Annotated in this window: 17 protein-coding genes; 11 read left to right on the top strand and 6 right to left on the bottom strand. The window is 72.7% G+C overall.

Going from position 1 to position 18862, the window contains the following annotated elements; translation table 11 throughout:
* Positions 1-75: 75 nt before the first annotated feature.
* Positions 76-1335 (top strand): Cmx/CmrA family chloramphenicol efflux MFS transporter, encoded by a 1260-nt coding sequence (locus tag ACLJPL_RS06620; RefSeq protein ID WP_411080030.1) that lies wholly within the window; start codon positions 76-78, stop codon positions 1333-1335.
* Between the two features lie 181 nt (positions 1336-1516).
* On the opposite strand, the gene ACLJPL_RS06615 is transcribed toward ACLJPL_RS06620, so the two are convergent.
* Both ACLJPL_RS06615 and ACLJPL_RS06610 read right to left on the bottom strand, forming a co-directional pair.
* On the bottom strand, positions 1517-1789 hold the full coding sequence (locus ACLJPL_RS06615; RefSeq protein ID WP_411079741.1) for a DUF4031 domain-containing protein: 273 nt from the start codon (positions 1787-1789) through the stop codon (positions 1517-1519).
* Positions 1786-2154 carry a hypothetical protein gene (locus ACLJPL_RS06610; RefSeq protein ID WP_411079740.1) on the bottom strand — a complete coding sequence of 123 codons (369 nt, stop codon included), beginning with the start codon at positions 2152-2154 and terminating at the stop codon, positions 1786-1788. Before ACLJPL_RS06610 ends, ACLJPL_RS06615 begins: the two co-directional genes overlap by 4 nt.
* Positions 2155-2481: 327 nt before the next feature.
* Between ACLJPL_RS06610 and ACLJPL_RS06605 the strand changes: the two genes are divergently transcribed.
* From ACLJPL_RS06605 to ACLJPL_RS06585, 5 genes are all read left to right on the top strand, one after another.
* Entirely contained in the window at positions 2482-4488 is a 2007-nt protein-coding gene (locus tag ACLJPL_RS06605; protein ID WP_411079739.1) for a DUF4157 domain-containing protein, read from the top strand.
* A 79-nt stretch (positions 4489-4567) separates the two neighbouring features.
* Positions 4568-5485 carry a MurR/RpiR family transcriptional regulator gene (locus ACLJPL_RS06600; protein ID WP_411079738.1) on the top strand — a complete coding sequence of 306 codons (918 nt, stop codon included), beginning with the start codon at positions 4568-4570 and terminating at the stop codon, positions 5483-5485.
* Between the two features lie 71 nt (positions 5486-5556).
* The gene (murQ, locus tag ACLJPL_RS06595; protein ID WP_411079737.1) at positions 5557-6552 is read left to right on the top strand and encodes an N-acetylmuramic acid 6-phosphate etherase; all 996 of its coding nucleotides are present in this window, start codon (positions 5557-5559) and stop codon (positions 6550-6552) included.
* 133 nt (positions 6553-6685) lie between these two features.
* Positions 6686-8266: a PTS transporter subunit EIIC gene (locus ACLJPL_RS06590; RefSeq protein WP_411079736.1), complete on the top strand. Its 1581-nt coding sequence runs from the start codon at positions 6686-6688 to the stop codon at positions 8264-8266.
* A gap of 245 nt (positions 8267-8511) precedes the next feature.
* On the top strand, positions 8512-9141 hold the full coding sequence (locus tag ACLJPL_RS06585; RefSeq protein ID WP_411079735.1) for an NADPH-dependent F420 reductase: 630 nt from the start codon (positions 8512-8514) through the stop codon (positions 9139-9141).
* A 26-nt stretch (positions 9142-9167) separates the two neighbouring features.
* Here ACLJPL_RS06585 and ACLJPL_RS06580 read toward each other — a convergent pair whose 3' ends face one another.
* Positions 9168-10838 carry a DHA2 family efflux MFS transporter permease subunit gene (locus ACLJPL_RS06580; RefSeq protein ID WP_411079734.1) on the bottom strand — a complete coding sequence of 557 codons (1671 nt, stop codon included), beginning with the start codon at positions 10836-10838 and terminating at the stop codon, positions 9168-9170.
* A gap of 114 nt (positions 10839-10952) precedes the next feature.
* On the opposite strand from ACLJPL_RS06580, the gene ACLJPL_RS06575 reads away from it, so the two are divergent.
* Positions 10953-11585, top strand: coding sequence for a MarR family winged helix-turn-helix transcriptional regulator (locus ACLJPL_RS06575; RefSeq protein WP_411079733.1), 633 nt, complete (start codon positions 10953-10955; stop codon positions 11583-11585).
* Positions 11586-11619: 34 nt separating this feature from the next.
* Here the strand turns inward: ACLJPL_RS06575 and ACLJPL_RS06570 are convergent, their stop codons facing one another.
* On the bottom strand, positions 11620-12237 hold the full coding sequence (locus tag ACLJPL_RS06570) for a Uma2 family endonuclease (RefSeq protein WP_411079732.1): 618 nt from the start codon (positions 12235-12237) through the stop codon (positions 11620-11622).
* A gap of 245 nt (positions 12238-12482) precedes the next feature.
* Between ACLJPL_RS06570 and ACLJPL_RS06565 the strand changes: the two genes are divergently transcribed.
* Together ACLJPL_RS06565 and ACLJPL_RS06560 are read left to right on the top strand one after the other, a co-directional pair.
* The gene (locus ACLJPL_RS06565) at positions 12483-14318 is read left to right on the top strand and encodes a PP2C family protein-serine/threonine phosphatase (RefSeq protein ID WP_411079731.1); all 1836 of its coding nucleotides are present in this window, start codon (positions 12483-12485) and stop codon (positions 14316-14318) included.
* 31 nt (positions 14319-14349) lie between these two features.
* The gene (locus ACLJPL_RS06560) at positions 14350-14787 is read left to right on the top strand and encodes a response regulator (protein ID WP_411079730.1); all 438 of its coding nucleotides are present in this window, start codon (positions 14350-14352) and stop codon (positions 14785-14787) included.
* Positions 14788-14895: 108 nt separating this feature from the next.
* On the opposite strand, the gene ACLJPL_RS06555 is transcribed toward ACLJPL_RS06560, so the two are convergent.
* Positions 14896-17322, bottom strand: coding sequence for an ATP-binding protein (locus ACLJPL_RS06555; RefSeq protein ID WP_411079729.1), 2427 nt, complete (start codon positions 17320-17322; stop codon positions 14896-14898).
* Between the two features lie 77 nt (positions 17323-17399).
* Positions 17400-17861: an SRPBCC family protein gene (locus ACLJPL_RS06550; RefSeq protein WP_411079728.1), complete on the bottom strand. Its 462-nt coding sequence runs from the start codon at positions 17859-17861 to the stop codon at positions 17400-17402.
* 223 nt (positions 17862-18084) lie between these two features.
* Here ACLJPL_RS06550 and ACLJPL_RS06545 point away from each other — a divergent pair, with 223 nt between their 5' ends.
* Complete coding sequence (locus ACLJPL_RS06545; protein ID WP_411079727.1) at positions 18085-18255, top strand: DUF5670 family protein; 171 nt, start codon at positions 18085-18087, stop codon at positions 18253-18255.
* 224 nt (positions 18256-18479) lie between these two features.
* A complete protein-coding gene (locus tag ACLJPL_RS06540; protein ID WP_411079726.1) occupies positions 18480-18833 on the top strand; it encodes a PRC-barrel domain-containing protein in 354 nt (117 codons plus the stop codon).
* The last annotated feature ends 29 nt before the right edge of the window (positions 18834-18862 follow it).

Here is an 18862-nt window from a genome sequence, read left to right as displayed (position 1 = left end):
GCGCGGGGAATGCGGAACCGTTCGCCGGTGTTGCGAGGTGTCATGCCCGACTCCACCTCCGGCCGCCGCACACCCATGCCGCTGGCCGTATACATCCTCGGCCTCTCGGTCTTCGCTCTCGGCACCAGTGAGTTCATGCTGTCGGGCCTGCTGCCGCCCATCGCCGACGACATGAACGTCTCGATCCCGCAGGCCGGCCTCCTCATATCCGCCTTCGCGATCGGCATGGTGGTCGGCGCTCCGCTGCTCGCCGTGGCCACCCTGCGGCTGCCGCGCCGGACGACCCTGATCGCGCTGATCTCGGTCTTCGGGCTCGGACAGATCGCGGGCGCGCTGGCGCCGACGTACGAGGTGCTCTTCGTCTCCCGCGTGGTGAGCGCGCTCGCCTGCGCGGGGTTCTGGGCGGTCGGGGCCGCGGTGGCCATCGCGATGGTCCCGGTGAACCAGCGGGCGCGGGCGATGGCCGTGATGATCGGCGGCCTGTCCATCGCCAATGTGCTGGGCGTGCCGATGGGGGCCTTCCTGGGCGAGCACCTCGGCTGGCGGTCGGCGTTCTGGGCGGTGGGCGCGGCGTCGGCGGTGGCGCTGGTGGGGGTCGTGACCCGTATCCCGCACATCCCGCTGCCGGAGAGGAAACCGGAGCTCAAGCGGGAGCTGGCGATCTACCGGGACCGGCAGGTCTGGCTGGCGATCGTGATCACCGCGCTCGCGGCGGGCGGGGTGTTCTGCGCCTTCAGCTATCTGGCGCCGCTGCTGACGGACGTGGCGGGACTGGATTCGGGCTGGGTGCCGTGGATCCTCGGGCTCTTCGGCGTCGGCGCGCTGATCGGTACGACGATCGGCGGCCGGGTCGCGGACGCCCATCTGTTCGGGGTGCTGCTGAGCGGCATCACGGCCTCCACGGTGTTCCTGGTCGCGCTGGCCCTGTTCGCCTCCAGCCAGGTCGCGGTCGTCGCGCTGGCGTTCCTGCTGGGCCTGTCGGCGTTCTTCACGGCCCCCGCGCTCAACGCCCGGATGTTCAACGTGGCGGGCGCGGCCCCGACGCTGGCCGGTGCGACGACGACCGCCGCGTTCAACCTGGGCAACACGAGCGGCCCGTGGCTGGGCGGCACGGTGATCGACGCGGACTTCGGCTTCGCGTCCACGGCGTGGGCGGGCGCGGCGATGACGGTCCTGGCCCTGGCGGCCGTGGCGGTGTCGCTGCACTTCCAGCGCGCCGGAGACAGCGGCGGCAACGGCGGCGGCACCGGGCCTCGGTCGCGGTCGCGGCTGATCGCGAAGAGCACGACCGGGGCGAGGATCGCGACCGGGTCGGACAGCGCGACCAGGTCGTAGGGCGCGTCCGGGGCGGAAAGCGCCGCCGGGGCGAAGGCCACGTGCGGTTCGGACAGCGCCGCCGGGCGAAGGCCACGTGCGATTCGGACAGCGCCGCCGGGCGAAGGCCACGTGCGATTCGGACAGCGCGACCGGGGCGAGGAGCACGAGCGCCTCGGACAGCCCCGCCGGGTAACGCCCCCTACCCCGGGGCCGGTCGCCCCTTCGGCCGGCGGAGACCGGCGGCGGTGAGGCGGCGGACCAGCTCCTTCGAGCCGATCTCCCGCGCCCCGGCCCGTACCGCGTCCGCGTACCGCGCCTCCGGTACGTCGTAGTGGTCGCGCTCGAAGGCGCGCGGCGGGCAGCCGATCGCGGCGGCGAAGGCGTGCAGCTCCTCGAAGGAGACGTCGCTGACCAGGTGCGACCAGAGGCGGCCGTGGCCGGGCCAGGTGGGCGGGTCGATGTAGACCGTCACCGCCGCGGTACCCCGCCCAGCGCACCCACCGGCGCGACGGCCACGGCCGCCTTGACGCACACCCAGTGCGGGTCGGGCCCGAGCTCCGGCTCGACGTCCAGCGCGTGCGGCTCCTCCCCGTCGCACGCGGGGCACAGCGGCCACCGCCCGTACCGCTCCAGCAGCGCGTCCTGCACGTCCTGGGCGATCAGCCCGGCGACGAACTCCGCTCCCTCGGGCCACTGCTCCACCCACCACCGGCGGTGCGTCACGGCGTCCTCGACGAGCGAGACGACATCGGCCTCGGCGACGTCGCCCGCGGCGAGATCGGCCATGACCAGCGCGCGGGCGGTGTGCAGTGCCTGCTCCAGGGGGTTCAGCTCCATGCCCCCATTGTGCGCCCGCGCCGCCCACTGCCCCCGAGGTCGCCCCCGGCCTGCCTCCCCCGGCCATCGGGTGTGCCTCCGTCCCGGGCCGCCGCCCCCTGCCGCCGCGGCCGCCGCTCGCGTATGAGTTGAACGGTAGGAGACGATCGGGAGAGGTACGCCTTGCGCACGCATGAACCAGCCAGTGATGAAGGCCGGGCCCGAGGGCGTACCGACGCACGCCCTTCCTCCAGGCCACCGGCGGCGGCGCCGGCACTCGCGTCCGCCCAGGCGGGCCCGGGGGCGCAGACCCTCCCCCCGGGCCGGATCCCCGACCTTCAGCGGTCGGTGGGCAACGCGGCCGTGGCGCGCCTGCTGGAGGAGACCCGGCACCGGCACGACGACGGCTGCGGCCACGGCGAGGCCGGCGGGGAGGCCGGCGGGGAGGCCGTCCAGCGCTCCGCCGTCCACGATGTGCTCCGGTCGCCCGGGCGGCCCCTGGCGACACCGGTGCGGGCGGACATGGAGGCGCGGCTCGGCGCGGACTTCTCGGACGTACGGTTGCACACGGGCACCGCCGCGCAGGCGTCCGCGACGGAGATCGGCGCCCGCGCCTACACCTCCGGGCACCACGTCGTGATCGGCAAGGGCGGCGACGACCCGCACACCCTGGCCCATGAGCTGACGCACGTCGTCCAGCAGCGCCGGGGCCCGGTGGCCGGCACCGATCACGGGGACGGCATGCGGGTCTCCGACCCGTCCGACCGCTTCGAACGCGAGGCGGAGGCCACGGCGACGGCGGTCATGCGCCGCCCGGTACAGCGCGCCGAGGAGACCGGGAACGCGGAGCCCACGCCCACCGGCCGGCCCCAGGCCGCCACCAGCACCGCCGGCACGGGCACCGCCGCCGCCACGGCCACGGCCACGGCCACGGCAGGAACCGCCACCGGCGCACCGGCCATCCAGCGCAAGGGCCAGGAGAAGCTGGCCGGCCAGGTCACGCCGCCCCCGCCGAAGACGGGGATCGCGTCGATGTTCAAGAAGTCGAAACCCTCCCCCGTCGCGGACATCCAGCGCAGGCTGGAGGCGTACGACGCGTCCTCCGTCCGCGACCCCGCCACGTGCATGGGGCCGCTCATGGAGGTGCAGATGGCCATCTACGAGCTCTCGGATACCCCGGCCATCACGCAGGAGGAGCAGACCTACCTGGACCGGGCCGGTGACGTGGTCCGGCAGGAGCTCGCCACCCTGGGCGAGCAGGTCGCGCGGGACAGCGGCCTCCCCGACCCGGCCAGGCCGCCGTACGACACGATGACCGATGAGGGAGCCCTGTGGAACGACGCGGAGTTCACGGAGCGGACCGACGTGTTCGGCATGAAGGGATACGGCTACTTCCGTGAGCTGTCCGAGCTGAACCGCGGTGACCTGTCCCGCGAGATCGGGGGCCGTGCCGACGACGCATGGGTGACGACCGTGACCAGCGCCCTGGAGAGCGAACTGCGCGACGGCATCCTCACGCACTACACGACCGCGGAGAACTACCAGGCGATGGTGCGGGGCGGCAACAGCCTGAAGTCGAAAACGGAACTCGACAAGGCCGACCCCGACGCGCACAACAACACGTCCACCTACGACACCGTCGCCCTCGCCAACCACGGGTTCACCTTCTTCTTCCTCGAACCGGCGGGATCCCCGATCCGCGACGCCCGCTTCGCCAAGCCCGATGACCCGTCGAAGGACTCCGCGCGCATCGCCCTGAAGGTCTCCGACACCGTGATGGAGACCGAGGGCTGGGCGATGCTCAGCGACTTCGCCCAGCGCGAGTACCCCACGCTCAAGGCGCATCCCGAACGCCCCGCCGAGACCGAGTCCTTCCTCGCGACCCGGGAGCAGAAGGACTCGGCGAAGACCCTCGACGTCCGCAAGTTCGACCGCGCGTTCCCCGACGAGGAACAGCTCATGGCTTCGGTCATGGCGTTCCAGGACGTCGAGGACTCCGGCGAGCGGCAGAGCAGGGTGCGCAGCAGGCAGGACGCGGTGACGGACACGCAGCACCGCATGGTCTACGGCCCGGCCGACCGGGCGGTGAAGTATCCGGAACTCCTGCACAGCAACGTGCTCGTCGGCTCGGACATCGTCAAGGGCCTCGCCCAGCGGGCCGTGGTCGAGATCATGAGGATCGAGGGGATCAACGCGGAACTGGCGGAGCGGATGAAGGGCATGGCCCCGGCGGAGCTGGTCCGCTTCCTCCTGAAGGACCTGCTGCGGGTGCAGATCATGCTGCCGAACGAGACGCTTCTCGACAAGGCCCAGCCGGACATCTACAACGCGGCGGAGAAGTTCAAGAAGACCTGAGCCGGTCGTGAGGGGACGGGAACCCGGGGAGGGAGGGGGAGGGGTTGACGACACCCCGGGTTGAAAATATCTTTCAGATGTGACCCAAGACGTGAAGGAAATTTTCAGCGGCGACTCCCCGCCCGCCCCCGCGGCCCTCGCCGCCAAGGTGCGGACGCTCGCGCCCTCCATGACCCGCTCGATGCAGCTGGTCGCCGAAGCCGTCGCGGGCGACCCGGCCGGTTGCGCCGCCCTCACCGTCACCGGTCTCGCCGCGCTCACCGGCACCAGTGAGGCGACCGTGGTCCGCACCGCACGGCTCCTCGGCTACCCGGGCTACCGCGATCTGCGCCTCGCCCTCGCCGGGCTCGCCGCGCACCAGGAGTCCGGGCGGTCGCCCGCCGTGACCGCCGACATCGCGGTGGACGACCCGATCGCCGACGTCGTCGCCAAGCTCGCCTACGACGAGCAGCAGACCCTGGCGGACACCGCCGCCGGGCTGGACACCGCGCAGCTGGCCGCCGCCGTCGCCGCGGCGTCGACCGCCCGCCGCATCGACGTCTACGGCGTGGGGGCCTCCTCCCTGGTCGGCCAGGACCTGGCGCAGAAGCTGCTCCGCATCGGCCTGATAGCCCACGCCCACACCGACCCGCACCTCGCGGTGACCAACGCCGTGCAGCTGCGCGCCGGTGACGTGGCGATAGCCATCACGCACTCGGGCTCGACCGGCGACGTCATCGAGCCGCTGCGGGTCGCGTTCGACCACGGGGCGACGACCGTCGCGATCACCGGGCGGCCCGACGGACCCGTCTCGCAGTACGCGGACCACGTGCTCACCACGTCCACCGCCCGCGAGAGCGAGCTCCGCCCCGCCGCCATGTCGAGCCGGACGAGCCAGCTCCTGGTCGTGGACTGCCTGTTCATAGGCGTCGCCCAGCGCACGTACGAGACGGCCGCGCCCGCCCTCGCCGCCTCCTACGAGGCACTCGCCCACCGCCACAGCCCGCGCGCCCGCTGACCCGCCCGGCCCCGAAACGGGCCACGCACCACCCGTACGCGTACGACACCGAGAAAGCAGAGCCGCCCGCCATGACCTCCACCACCGACGCGGACACCGACCCGTCCGGCACGGCCACCCCCGACACCCCCGCCTCCCCCGAGGGCTACGGCGAGCTCCGCGCCCAGCTGGCCACGCTCACCACCGAGGCGTTCCGCCCCGAGCTCGCCGAGATCGACCGGCTGTCCACACCGGAGATCGCGCGGATCATGAACGGCGAGGACGCCACCGTCCCCACCGCCGTCGCCGAACGCCTGCCGCAGATCGCCGCCGCGATCGACGCCACCGCCGAGCGCATGGCCCGGGGCGGCCGGCTGATCTACGCGGGCGCGGGCACCGCGGGCCGCCTCGGGGTGCTGGACGCCAGCGAGTGCCCGCCCACCTTCAACACCGACCCCTCGGAGGTCGTCGGCCTGATCGCGGGCGGCCCGTCCGCCATGGTGAAGGCCGTCGAGGGGGCCGAGGACAGCAAGGAGCTGGCGGCGGCCGACCTGGACGCGCTGAAGCTGAGCGCCGACGACACGGTGGTCGGCATCTCCGCCTCCGGCCGTACGCCGTACGCGATCGGCGCGGTCGAGCACGCCCGCGCGCAGGGGGCCCTGACCATCGGCCTCTCCTGCAACGCGGGCTCGGCGCTCGCCGCCGCCGCCGAACACGGCCTGGAGATCGTCGTCGGCCCCGAGCTGCTCACCGGCTCGACCCGGCTGAAGGCGGGCACGGCGCAAAAGCTCGTCCTCAACATGATCTCGACGATCACGATGATCCGGCTCGGCAAGACGTACGGGAATCTCATGGTCGACGTCCGCGCGTCCAACGAGAAGCTGCGGGCCCGCTCGCGGCACATCGTCTCCCTGGCCACCGGCGCGTCCGACGCCGAGATCGAGGCCGCGCTCGCCGCCACGGACGGCGAGGTCAAGAACGCGATCCTGGTCGTTCTCGGCCAGGTCGACGCCCCCACCGCCGCCACCCGCCTGGCGGAGTCGGACGGCCACCTGCGCGCGGCGCTCACAGCGGTACGCACGCCCTGACCTACCTGACCCGCTGCTCACGCCCACCCCCGCCTCCTGAGCACCACAGGCACCACAGACACCACAGACCGGCACCGCCGCACCACAGGCACCGAAGGCACCACACCCCCCGCACAGCAAGGCACCCAGCACCATGGCCACAGAAGACAAGAACCGCGCCACCGCCGCCGCGATCCTTCCGCTCGTCGGCGGCGCGGGGAACGTCAGCTCCATCGCCCACTGCATGACCCGGCTCCGTCTCGGGCTGCACGACCGGTCCCTCGTCGACGACGAGGCGCTGAAGGCCCTGCCCGCCGTGATGGGCGTGGTCGAGGACGACACGTACCAGATCGTCCTGGGCCCGGGTACGGTCGCGCGGGTCACGCCGGAGTTCGAGCGGCTGGTGGAGGAGACCCGCGAGACACCGGCACCCGCGCCCGCACCGACACCGGCACCGGCACCGGGTGACGCCGCCACGCCCCTCAGCGCGGACGATCTGGCGGCCCAGGGCGCGGCGATCAAGGCGCGGCAGAAGACGAAGAACGCCACGCCCTTCAAGCTCTTCCTGCGCCGCATCGCCAACATCTTCGTGCCGCTGATCCCGGCCCTCATCGGCTGCGGCATCATCGCGGGCCTCAACGGCCTGCTGGTGAACCTGGGATGGCTGCCCGCCGTGACGCCCGCGCTGGCGGCGATGGCGTCCGGGTTCATGGCGCTGATCGCGGTGTTCGTGGGCTACAACACGGCCAAGGAGTTCGGCGGTACGCCGATCCTGGGCGGTGCGGTCGCGGCGATCATCGTCTTCCCGGGCGTCGCGAACATCGACGCCTTCGGCCAGACCCTCGCGCCCGGCCAGGGCGGTGTGCTCGGCGCGCTGGGGGCCGCGGTGCTGGCGGTGTACGTGGAGAAGTGGTGCCGCCGCTGGGTGCCGGAGGCGCTGGACGTCCTGGTCACCCCGACCCTGACGGTGCTGATCTCCGGCCTGGCGACCATCTTCGGCCTGATGTACGTGGCGGGCGAGGTGTCGTCCGCGATCGGCACGTTCGCCGACTGGCTGCTCACCAACGGCGGTGCGGGCGCGGGCTTCGTGCTCGGCGGCCTGTTCCTGCCCCTGGTGATGCTGGGCCTGCACCAGGCGCTGATCCCGATCCACACCACCCTCATCGAGCAGCAGGGTTTCACGGTCCTGCTGCCGATCCTCGCGATGGCCGGAGCGGGCCAGGTGGGCGCGGCGATGGCCGTCTACTTCCGCCTCCCGCGCAACGAGTCGATCCGCCGCACCATCAAGTCCGCGCTCCCGGCGGGCCTGCTGGGCGTCGGCGAACCCCTGATCTACGGCGTCTCGCTCCCCCTCGGCCGCCCGTTCGTCACGGCGTGCGTGGGCGGGGCGTTCGGCGGCGGCTTCGTCGGCCTGTTCCACCAGCTCGGCGACACGGTCGGCTCGACCGCCATCGGCCCCTCCGGCTGGGCCCTGTTCCCGCTCCTGGACGGCAACCACGGCCTGGGCTCGACGATCGCGATCTACGGGGCCGGCCTGCTCGTCGGGTACGTGGCGGGCTTCCTGGCCACGTACTTCTTCGGCTTCAGCCAGGACCTGCTGACCGAGTTCAACGTCTCCCGGGAACCGGCCCCCTCCACGGTCACCGCGACGGGCGGCCCGCATTCCGCGACGGCCCCGGACGCCCCCGGCGGCCCGGACCCCGACTCCCCGGCGAAGGCCCCGGCGGGGGTCTGACGGCCTGCCCCCACCCGCAAGCGCACGTCGGCCGACCGCAGAACCTCGCACGTCGGCCGACCGCAGGCCATCGCACACGCACGGTCGACCGACCACAGGCCATCGCACACGCACGGTCGGCCGACCGCAGGACATCGCACGCGCCTCGGCCGACCGCAGGACGTGCAGGACTACGCCTCAAGTCCCGGCCCACCCCCGCCTCCCGCCCGATGCGCCCCACCGGCCCCGCTGGTTAGCGTCGCCCCATGCGTATAGGACTACTCGGTACCGGAAATGTCGCCCGCGCCCTGGCCCACGGCTGGCGCGCCGCAGGACATGACGTCCTCCTCGGGTCGCGGCACCCGAAGGAGCGCACCGACCTCGGCCTCCCCGTGGCGGGCCTCGACGAGACGGCCGCACACGCGGAAGTCCTGGTCAACGCCACCCCGGGAGGCGTTTCCGTGGAGCTGCTGCGTTCCATCGGGGCCCCGGCGCTGGCCGGGATCCTGCTGATCGACGTGGGCGTCGGCCTCTCCGACGACTTCACCGAGCTCACCCACCCCAACAGCAGCCTGGGCGAACTGATCCAGGAAGCCTTCCCGCTGACCCCTGTCGTCAAGACGCTCTGCACGATGGACTCCACCACGATGACCGCCCCGGGCGACCTCACCGAACCGGGCACGGTCTTCCTCTCCGGCGACGACGCCGAGGCCAAGCGGACCACCGGCCGCCTCCTCACGGACCTCGGCTGGCCGGCCTCCTCCCAGCTGGACATCGGCGGCATCACCACCGCACGCGGCCAGGAGCACTTCGCGTTCCTGTTCATGGGGATCGCGGGCGGGGTGAACTCCCACACCTTCAACATCAAGGTGGTGACGCGGCCGGCGGCGGAGTAGGCCCCCGGCAGGCGGCGGCCGGCCCGTCACCGCGGCACCGGCTCCCCCTCCGGCGCGGAGTCGGAGGCCGCCGCGTCCCCCACCGGAGTGGACGGGATGTCCCCCACCGGAGTGGACGGGATGAGGAGCGAGGCGATGAGCCCCAGCAGGACGAACCCGGCGGCGACATAACCGCCGAGCACGACCCCGTCCGTCATCGCCGCACGGGCCGCGTCCGCGACGGAGGCCGTCTGCGGGTTCGCCGCCAGAGGGCCGATCGCCGCCCCCGCGCTGTCGGTGACGGCCCCGGTGAGCCGGTCCGCCTCGCCCGCGGGCAGGCCGCCGCCGGTGAGCCGGTCGTTCAGCCGGGTGCTGAGCGTCGTGAAGAACACCGTGGTCAGGGCCGCGATGCCGAGGGCCGAGCCGAGCTGGCGGAACGCGCTCTGGACCCCGGACGCCTGTCCGGAGCGGGCTTCGGGGACGTCGTTGAGGACGACGTTGGTGACCTGGGCGGTCGCGAAGCCGACGCCGATCCCGTACAGGAAGAGCACCAGGGAGACGGACCACCAGGAGCTGTCCGGGGCGGCGATCAGCCCGATCCCGGCGAGCCCGACGACCTCCAGCGCGAGCCCGACGCGCAGCTGGCCGAGCGGGGCGACCCTGGCGGCCATGCCGAAGCTCGCGCCGCTGGCCACGAAGGAGCCGATGGCCACGGGCACAAGGGCCAGACCGGCCTGGAGGGCGCTGTAGCCAAGGGTGAACTGCAACCACAGCGGCAGGATCGCGACGACGCCGAACTCACCGATGCCGATGATCAGCGTGGCGATGTTGCCGCTCCGGAACGACGCGATGGAGAACAGGCTCACGTCCATCAGCACCCGCTCCGTGTCGCCGCCGCCGCTGCGGCTGAGGGCGATCTGCCGGCGTACGAACGCGTACAGGCAGGCGGCCGAGAGCACCAGGGCGACCAGCACGGGCGAGGGCCCACCGGACCAGGTGAGGCCGAGGACCTCCAGCGGGCGCACGGTGGCGATCCAGCCGTACGTACGCCCCTCGACCAGGCCGAACGCGAGCAGCCCGAGACCGGCCACGGACAGCAGAGCGCCCGGCACGTCGATACGGCCCCGGGTCCGGGGCGAGGGGGCCATGTACAGCAGCACACCGGCCCCGACCAGCACGGACAGCGGCACGTTGATGCCGAAGGCCCAGCGCCAGGAGACGTGCTCGGCGAGCCAGCCGCCCAGCAGCGGGCCCAGCGCGGCGGCCGCGCCGATGGTCGAGCCCCACACGGCGAACGCCTGGCCGCGCGCCTTGCCGGTGAAGGTCGCCTTCAGCAGGGACAGCGAGGTCGGCAGCAGCATCGCCGCTCCGGCGCCCTGGAGGAAGCGGGCCAGGATGAGCAGCCCGCTGTTGGGGGCGAGCCCGGCGAGCACGCTGGTCAGTCCGAAGACGACGACACCGCCGAGGAAGATCCGGCGGGCGCCGAAGATGTCGGCCAGCCGGCCGGTGAGCAGGAGCAGCGCCGCGAAGACGATCGCGTACGACTCCTGGATCCACTGCGCCTGGGCGGAGGTGGCGTCCAGGTCCTCGATGACCGAGGGAACGATCACGTTCACGATCGTGGTGTCGACCACGATCAGCGCCACCCCCAGCGCGATCGCGATCAGACCGAGCCACCGGCGGGTGGCGGACGGTTCACGCACAACAAGTCCTTCCATCATGGAATAGTTCCATGAAGAAAGTAAGCTGAGGGCGATAGGTTGTCAAAGGCCGCAGGCGCGGCCGCACACAGGAGAGGGGCGCGGGGAGCCGGGCCCGGAGGAAGGGTGGCGTTGGCGTTGGCCGAGGAGGAACCGGCGCGCAGTCGTGCGCCCGAGGAGGAACCGGCACACGGCGATGTCGCGGCCGAGGCGAGAGCGGCGCACGGCGGGGCGGCCGAGGCGAGAGCGGCGCACGCCGGTGTCGCGGAGCAGCGGGAACGGCTGGTCGAAGGGCTACGGGCCTACGGCGGCCACTTCACCGAGCTGAGCCGCCTTTTCGCCGACTGGCTGGGCCTGCACTCCACGGACGCGGTCGCCCTGCTGGAGGTCGCCGCGGCGGAGGAACGGGGCGCTCCGCTGTCGCCGGCCCGCCTCAGCGAGCGGATCCTCCTCTCCCCGAGCGCGACGACCGCCCTGCTCAACCGGCTGGAACAGGCCGGGCACGTCATCCGCAGCCGGGAACACACCGACCGGCGGGTCATCACCCTGCGCAGCAGCGCGTACGTCCAGGAGCGCGCGGACGAGTTCTTCCGCCCGCTGGGCGTACGCCTGGACGCCGTCATGGCCGGGCACCCGCCCGAGGTGCTGGCCGGCTTCGAGGCGCTGCTCACCGACCTGAGCGCGAGCATGGACGGGTACATCGCGGAGCGGAGCGGGGAGAGCGGCGGGAACAAGGAGAAGGCGGAGGGGCCACCGGCGGGGTGAGCCGGCGGGGCGGCCCCGGGCGCGAGCGGCGCGGCTACGAGACCGCGGCCCCCGGGAACTCCTCGGTCGGGATCGACACGTCGAAGGGCGCCGGGAGGACCAGCGGCTTGCCGAACGGCACCGCGTCCGCGTGCTTGTACGTACCGTCCTCGTTCGGCTCCGTGAACAGCGTGGACATCGGGCCCCGGGTGTCGAACCGGTCGATCAGGAGGTACATCGGGACGCCCGCACGCGCATACGCGCGGTACTTCTTGGTGCGGTCCTCCCGCGCGTTGCCCTTGGACGTGATCTCGACGACGAGCAGCGCCTCCGAAGCGTCCATCGGATCGCTGGTCCCCGGATCGGCCGAGTCGATCAGTTCGGTCGGCATGACCACGAGGTCGGGGACGTACAGCTTGTCGAGCGGCGCAACGTGGATGCCGAGCGTCTGGTAGATCCCGAGTCCTTCGGGAAGCCCTCGGTAAAGGCATCGCTGCACCTTCTCCGCGATTCCGTTGTGGTGCACGTGCGGCGGTGGTACCAAGACGATCTGCCCCTCGTCGATCTCGGCGCGCCATCCCTCGGGCACGTCCAGTTCACGCCATGTCTGCAGCAGGTAGTCCCACGCGCGCGCACCCGGTGCGTGGCCGTTCTCGACGAACGCTGCGGTCATCGCGGGTTCCCTTCTTCCGTGGCCTTGGCGAGAAGGCTAGATCGGGGCTTTCACGGCCGTACGCCGCTTCCCCCCAGCGTCCCACGAACGAGTGGCCGCGCACAGGACAGCGCGCCCATCGGGCCCCGCCCCCGCGCACGGCCGTGATTCCTCCCACGGCATGAATTCCGGACCGCCGGTCATACTGGCCGAGTACGAACGACACGGCGGACACGGGAGACCGGACGGCACCGGAGGGCGGGGAGATGGGCGACGACACCTGGTCCACCGCGCTGCACCGGCTCTGGCAGGCCGCTTCGCGGGCCGAGGAGGTCGCGGCCCTGGCGGACGACGTCTACGCGCCGCTCCTGGCCACCCCGGGGGTCCACCTCGTCGTGGGCACCCGGTGGGCCGACAGCCGGGTGCTGCGGTACATGCGCGCCCTGAGCGCCGGGAGCGACACCCCGGTGATCGTGGCGACCACGCGGTCGATGCCGGAAGCGGCCGTACGCGAACCGGGCGGCGAACCCGTGGTGACCCAGTCCCCCGTGGCCGGTCTCGACGACACGGTGTGGCCGGAGGCGGAGTTCCTGCGGCAGGTCCCGGCGGCCTCCGTCGTGACCTGCACCTTCCGGCTCGACCGCCGGGGCTGGGCCTCGCTCGGCGTCGCCGTGGACGCCTCGGCGGACATACCGGCCGTCGCGAGCCGTCTGGCGCAGGCCGTGGACGTCATCATCGCCTGCCACACCGGCATCCTCCAGCGCGGCCGCGAGGCCCGCCGGGGCGCGGACGACGCGCTGCTGGCCGAGGCATCGCTCCAGATGGACTCGTCGCTGGACGTGGAGGACACCCTGAGACGGGTGGCCCGGATAGCCGTACCGGCCGTCGCGGACGGCGCTCTCGTCCACCTGTTGCGCGGCGAGGGCCCGGAGTTCGTCGCCGCCACGCACGTCGCCGTCCAGCAGCAGCGCGCGCTGGAGGAGATCGGCCGGGGGAATCCGTGGCTGGCCGCGTTGCTGGCCCGGCGGGGCGACGACGAGGACACGCTCTTCCTGAGCGGCGCCGCACTCGACGGCTCGCCCTTCGCCGACGCCGACGCGGATGCCGCCGGTACGGGCGGTGCCGTGGGCGGTCCGGTCAGGGAGGGGCGCCACCCCACCGTCGTCAGCGTCAGCCCGCTCCGCGCCCGGGACCGCGTGGTCGGCAGCATCACCTTCGTCTACCAGCGACCCGTGGACCGGCTGCCGGACAGCGCCTTCCTCCGCAGTCTCGCCACCCGGGCCGCCCTCGCCATCGACAACGCCCTCCTCTACGAGCTCCGCCGCAACGCCGTCCTCTCCCTCCAGGAGCACCTGCTGCCCTCGCAGCTCCCGGTCACCGACCAGTGGGACCTGTCCGCGAGTTACGCGGTCGGCGACCCCATGCTCGACGTGGGCGGCGACTTCTACGACGCCGTACCGCGACCGGACGGCAGCATGGCCCTGCTGATCGGCGACGTCTGCGGGCGCGGCGCGGAGGCGGCGGCCCTCACCGGCCTGGCCCGCCACACCCTGCGCACCCTCCTGGAGGAGGGCACCGACGCCGGCACGGCGCTGAGCCGGCTCAACCGGGCCCTGCGCCAGGAGCGGGCGAGCCGCTTCCTCACCGCGGTCGTCACGACGCTGACGCCCCAGCCGGACGGCACGGCGCTGCTCAGCACGTGCAGCGCGGGGCACCCTCCGCCGCTGGTGCTCCGCGGCGACGGCACGGTCTCCGAAGTGATCTCCGGCGGGCTCCTCCTCGGCGTCCTCGACGACGTCTCGTACGAGAGCCACACGGAACGGATCGCTCCGGGCGACACCCTGGTGCTGTTCACGGACGGGCTGACGGAGTCACGGGAGGCGGGCGGCGCCTTCTTCGAGAGCGTCCTGCCCGGGCGGCTCGCAGCCCTGCGCGGCTTCGACGCCGCGCACATCGCGGAGAGCCTCGCCCAGCAGGCCCAGACGTTCCGCGCCTCCGGTCAGGACGACATCGCCCTGCTCGTGGCCCGCTGGACCGGCGTCACGCCCGGCGCGGGGCCGCTCTCCCCCCACCTCCGGCTCGAACAGGCGGCACTGCGATGAACACCCGGACCGGCGAACAGGCGGGATCCCGATGAACGGCGACGGACTGATCCTGGTCGTGGAGGACTCGGAGGAGGACACGGAGGCCATCCAGCGCGCCCTGTCACGCTCCCACCCCACCCTGGACGTGGAGTTCGCCCCGCGCAGCGACGTCGTCGTGCCTCGCCTCCTCGACCCCGCCGCCCGTACGCCGGACCTGGTGCTCCTCGACCTCAACATGCCGGGCATGAGCGGCCTGAGCCTCCTGGCGGAGCTGCGCGGCCACGAGGTGTGCGCGTCCCTGACCGTGGTGGTCTTCACCTCGTCCACCTCCTCGGCGGAGGAGGACGCCTGCTACGCGGCGGGCGCGGACAGCTACATCTACAAGCCCGTCAACTTCGAGCTGTTCCAGACGGTCCTCCAGGGCGCGGTGGACTTCTGGATGGCGCAGAAGGCCGGGGCCGGACGGGCCCCCGAGCGGCCCGTCTGACGGGCCGCCGCCCCGGGTCGACCGCACCCTTGGGGCCTGTCCGGCGGATCTTGACCGGGTCCGCGACGCCTGGCACGGCCGGTCCGGTCCTGATCCGCCGGACACGCCCTAGCCCTCGCCCATCCCCTCCGCCGCCCCGCCCAGCGTGAACCACACCGCCGTCCCCGGCCCGCCGCCCGGCACCGGACCCCCGTCCGGCGCGGCGGCCGGACTCTCCAGCCATAGCCGGCCCCCGTGGCGTTCCACGATGCGCTTCACCACGGCGAGGCCGACGCCGGAGCCGCCGCCCCGCTCGTCGCGCCGGTGCAGCCGCCGGAACAGCTGGAGGACCTCCTCCTGCTGCCCGGCCGGAATCCCGATGCCGTTGTCCCGTACGACGACAGCCGTCACCGCCGCACTCTCCGGGGAACCGCCCCCGGCCTCCCCGCCGTTCCCGCCGCCGGGCGGAACCACCGACACCGCTTCCACCCACACCCGCCGCTCGCCCGCGCGCTCGACCGCCGGGTCCGCCGCGTACTTCGCCGCGTTGACGAGCAGGTTCTCCAGCACTTCCAGCAGCCGCTCCCGGTCCGCGAGCACCCGGGGCAGAGCCGCCGGGCGCACCAGCGTGACCCCCTGTTCGGCCAGCCGTTCCCCGGCGACGACCAGCGCGTCGTCCAGCACCTCGTCCAGCGACAACAGCCTGCGCTCCAGGCCCACTTGGCCGAGGCGGGAGAAGTGGAGCAGCGAGTCCAGCAGCCCGTCCATGCGCTCCGCGAGCCGGCGCACCGTGGTCAGCCGGCGCAGCGAGGTGTCGTCCAGTACGGCGCCGGCGTCCTCGACGATGAACGCGGCCGCGTTCGAGATGCCCCGCAACGGCTCCTTCAGGTCGTGGGCCGCCGCGTGCGCGAAGGAGTCCAGGTCCTCGTTGGTCCGGGCGAGCTCCGTGTTCCGCGCCTCCAGCGCCGCCATCTGGCGGCTCAGCAGACCCGACAGCTCCCGCCACAGCTCCCCGGCGACCACTCGCTGCGCCGGGCTCCACGGCTTGCTCCGCCCGCGTACGGTCGCCCGGTGCACGGCCGACGAACCGCGCGGGGTCAGCCGCTCGCCGCCCGGCCCCGTACGCACCGGGCGCGCCGGATCGGCGGCCCACTCCCGGGGCGCGGGAAGTTCTCGCCGCCACCACGCCAGCACGTCCCCCTCACGGTTGAGGGGAAGGAAGAGAAGACCGGCCGGCAGCCCCTCCGCGTCCGCCGGGTCGAGGCCGAGCGCCTCCGGCACCCGGTCGCTGCTCCACACCTCGCCCACCGGACTGCGGCCCGCGAGCCGCTCCAGCAGGTCCGGCAGACCCGCCGGGAGCGGGTCGCCCGTCGCCGGCCTCTCCGTACCGCGCAGGAGCACCGCCCCGTCAGCGTCGAGGAGTTCGACTATTCCGGAGTCGGGCCGCAGCAGCGCGTCCGGCGCGCGGGAGGAGAGCCGGGCCAGCAGGGTGGCGAGCGCCCTGCGGTAGCCGGACAGCTCGTCGGCCTGCTCGCGCTCGGCGACGGCCGTCAGTTGCAGGGACAGCGCGATCCCGAAGAACTCGCAGGCCGCCCGCACTTCGGGGGTCAGCCGCCTGGGCTCGTCGCCGTGGCAGGCGATCAGCCCCCACAACTCGCCGTCGTGCATGAGCGATACGGACATCGACGAGGCGACGCCGATGTTGCGCAGGTACTCCAGGTGGTAGCCGGAGACGGTCCGCAGCACCGACCCCGACAGGTCCAGCGGCTCGTCCGTCCCCTCCCGGCGCTCGGGCAGCAGCCCCACCGTCCGGTCGTCCACGTCACCGATGACCCGGATCCAGTTGCGGGCGTAGAGGCGGCGGGCCTGCGGCGGGATGTCACTGGCCGGGAACCACAGGTCCAGCCACGGCTCCCGCCCCTCGGTACGCGCCTCCGCGATCACCTGCCCGGGCCCGTCCGGGCCGTCGAACCGGTACGCCACCACCCGGTCGTAGCCGGTGAGCGCCTGGACCTCCCGCACCGCCGCCGCACAGCACTCGGTGACGTCGGCCGCGCCCTGGAGCCGGTGCAGGGCGCGCCGCACCCGGGGATAGAAGTTCTGGAACACGAACGGGCCGTCCGCGGCCCGTGGTTCGAACTCCAGCACCAGCAGTTCCGCGACCCGGTGGACGCTCACGTCGAAGAGCCGGGCCAGCCCGTCCCGCTCCAGCGAGAGGGACAGCACCCCCGAGGAGGCGGGCCCGCCCCCGGGGACGCCCGGCACGGCTTCCGTGCTCTCCCGCGCCAGCGCCCACTGCTCGTCGCCGATCAGCTCCGCGACCGGCCGCCCCACCAGCTCCTCGGCCGCCCGGCCGAGCACCTCGCCCGCGTTCCGGCTCACCGTGTCCACCACGGAGTCCTCCAGCCGGGCGGCGACCAGCGCCCCGTACGACTGGACGCCGCCGAGCAGGTGGATCGGCTCCCGCACGCACTGGGAGAGGTCGAACTCCTCGCTCACCCCGGCTTCGGCCGCCACCGCTTTCGGGGAGAGCCATCCCCGTACATCGTCGGACACCGTCTTCTTCTCCGTCCAGCCGTACGCCGCCGCCCCGCTCGCGCCTTCCTACCATCCGGCCCCCGCCCGCACCCGGCTCAGGGCGCGCCGTCCCCGCAGTGGGCGAGCACCGCGCGCGGCATGGTGCGGGTGATCTCGTCGCCCAGGCGCTCGAACTCCTTGCGCAGGAAGGGATCCGCGAGGCGGGCGAGGCCCTTGAAGCGGATGTGCGCGTGGTACGTGATCCTCGTCGCACCGTCGCCCTCGGCCCGGAACGTGAGGTCGTCGGTGGAGGCGGCCGTCTTGTTCGTCCCGACGAAGACCAGCCGGTCCGGCTCCTTCACATCCAGCCGGTACGCGAGCTCGGTGCGCCGCCCCCGGAACTCGGACACGTTGTGCCACCTGGCCCCCTGGGCGACGGGAGCGTCGGCCGGCCCGTCCGTCCGGGTGCACTCCCGCGTCCCCGGGTCCCACTCCTCGGCCTGCGAGAAGTCCGCGAGATACGCCACCACCCGGTCGAGCGGACACGCGACGGTGAACGAACGCCTGACGTCAACCACGATGACTCCTCATCCCATCCGGCCCCGTGACGGGACGGACCTCGCTCGGCACCCGGCCCCAAAAGGCGCATACCATGACGAACGCAGCCTGCCCGCCCCCGGACTTCCCACACCCTCCCCCACCGGGCGCTTTCGCCGTGTGAGGGAAGAATGAAAATCACCGGTGTTCGCCGTGTGTAGGGAAAGGGATGCCGGGAACCTGGTTTTCCGGAGGTTGATAATCATGGTTCCCCTGCTTCTCGTTCTTCTGCTCGCCCTGATTCTCTTCGGCGCCGGTTTCGCACTCAAGGCTCTCTGGTGGATTGCCGTGATCGTCCTGGTGATCTGGCTCGTGGGGTTCTTCGCCCGGCCCGCCGCAAGTGGCGGCCGACGCAGCCGGTGGTACCGCTGGTAAACAGCGCTGACCAGTGATAACGGGGCGGGGGCCGGGCTGATGCCCGGCCCCCGCCCCGTTGTGCCGACCCGCTTTGCCGAGCCTTGACACAGGCCATGTGTAGAGCGGAGGGGCCCGGGCACACGGAGTTCAGCGGAGTCGTCGGTGAATTCGTCGACGATCCGCCGCACGAATGAGCTGAGCCGTACGAATGAGCTGAATTGACCTTCGCGAAAGGGGCCACAATGAGCGACTCCCTGTGGGGCTACCAGCCGTCGAGCGGTCATACGGCGGGCGCCGATCTCATCGGATACACGGTGGAGGCGACCGACGGCAGCATCGGCAAGGTCGACAAGCACTCCGACGAGGCAGGTTCCTCCTACCTGCTCGTCGACACCGGGGTGTGGGTCTTCGGCAAGGACATCCTGCTCCCGGCGGGCACGGTCACGCGCATCGACCCGAAGGACCGGAAGGTGTACGTGGACCTCACCAAGGAGCAGGTGAAGGACTCGCCGGAGTTCGACCGCCACAGCCAGACCGAGGACCCGGGCTACCACGCACAACTGTCCGCGTACTACATGGCGTTCCGCGTCATCTGAACCGATGCACCACCGCCGCACCGTCACCG

It is taken from the genome of Streptomyces sp. cmx-18-6, from assembly GCF_046548915.1.
Classification (GTDB): domain Bacteria; phylum Actinomycetota; class Actinomycetes; order Streptomycetales; family Streptomycetaceae; genus Streptomyces.
This window is presented reverse-complemented; position numbering and strand designations above follow the sequence as displayed.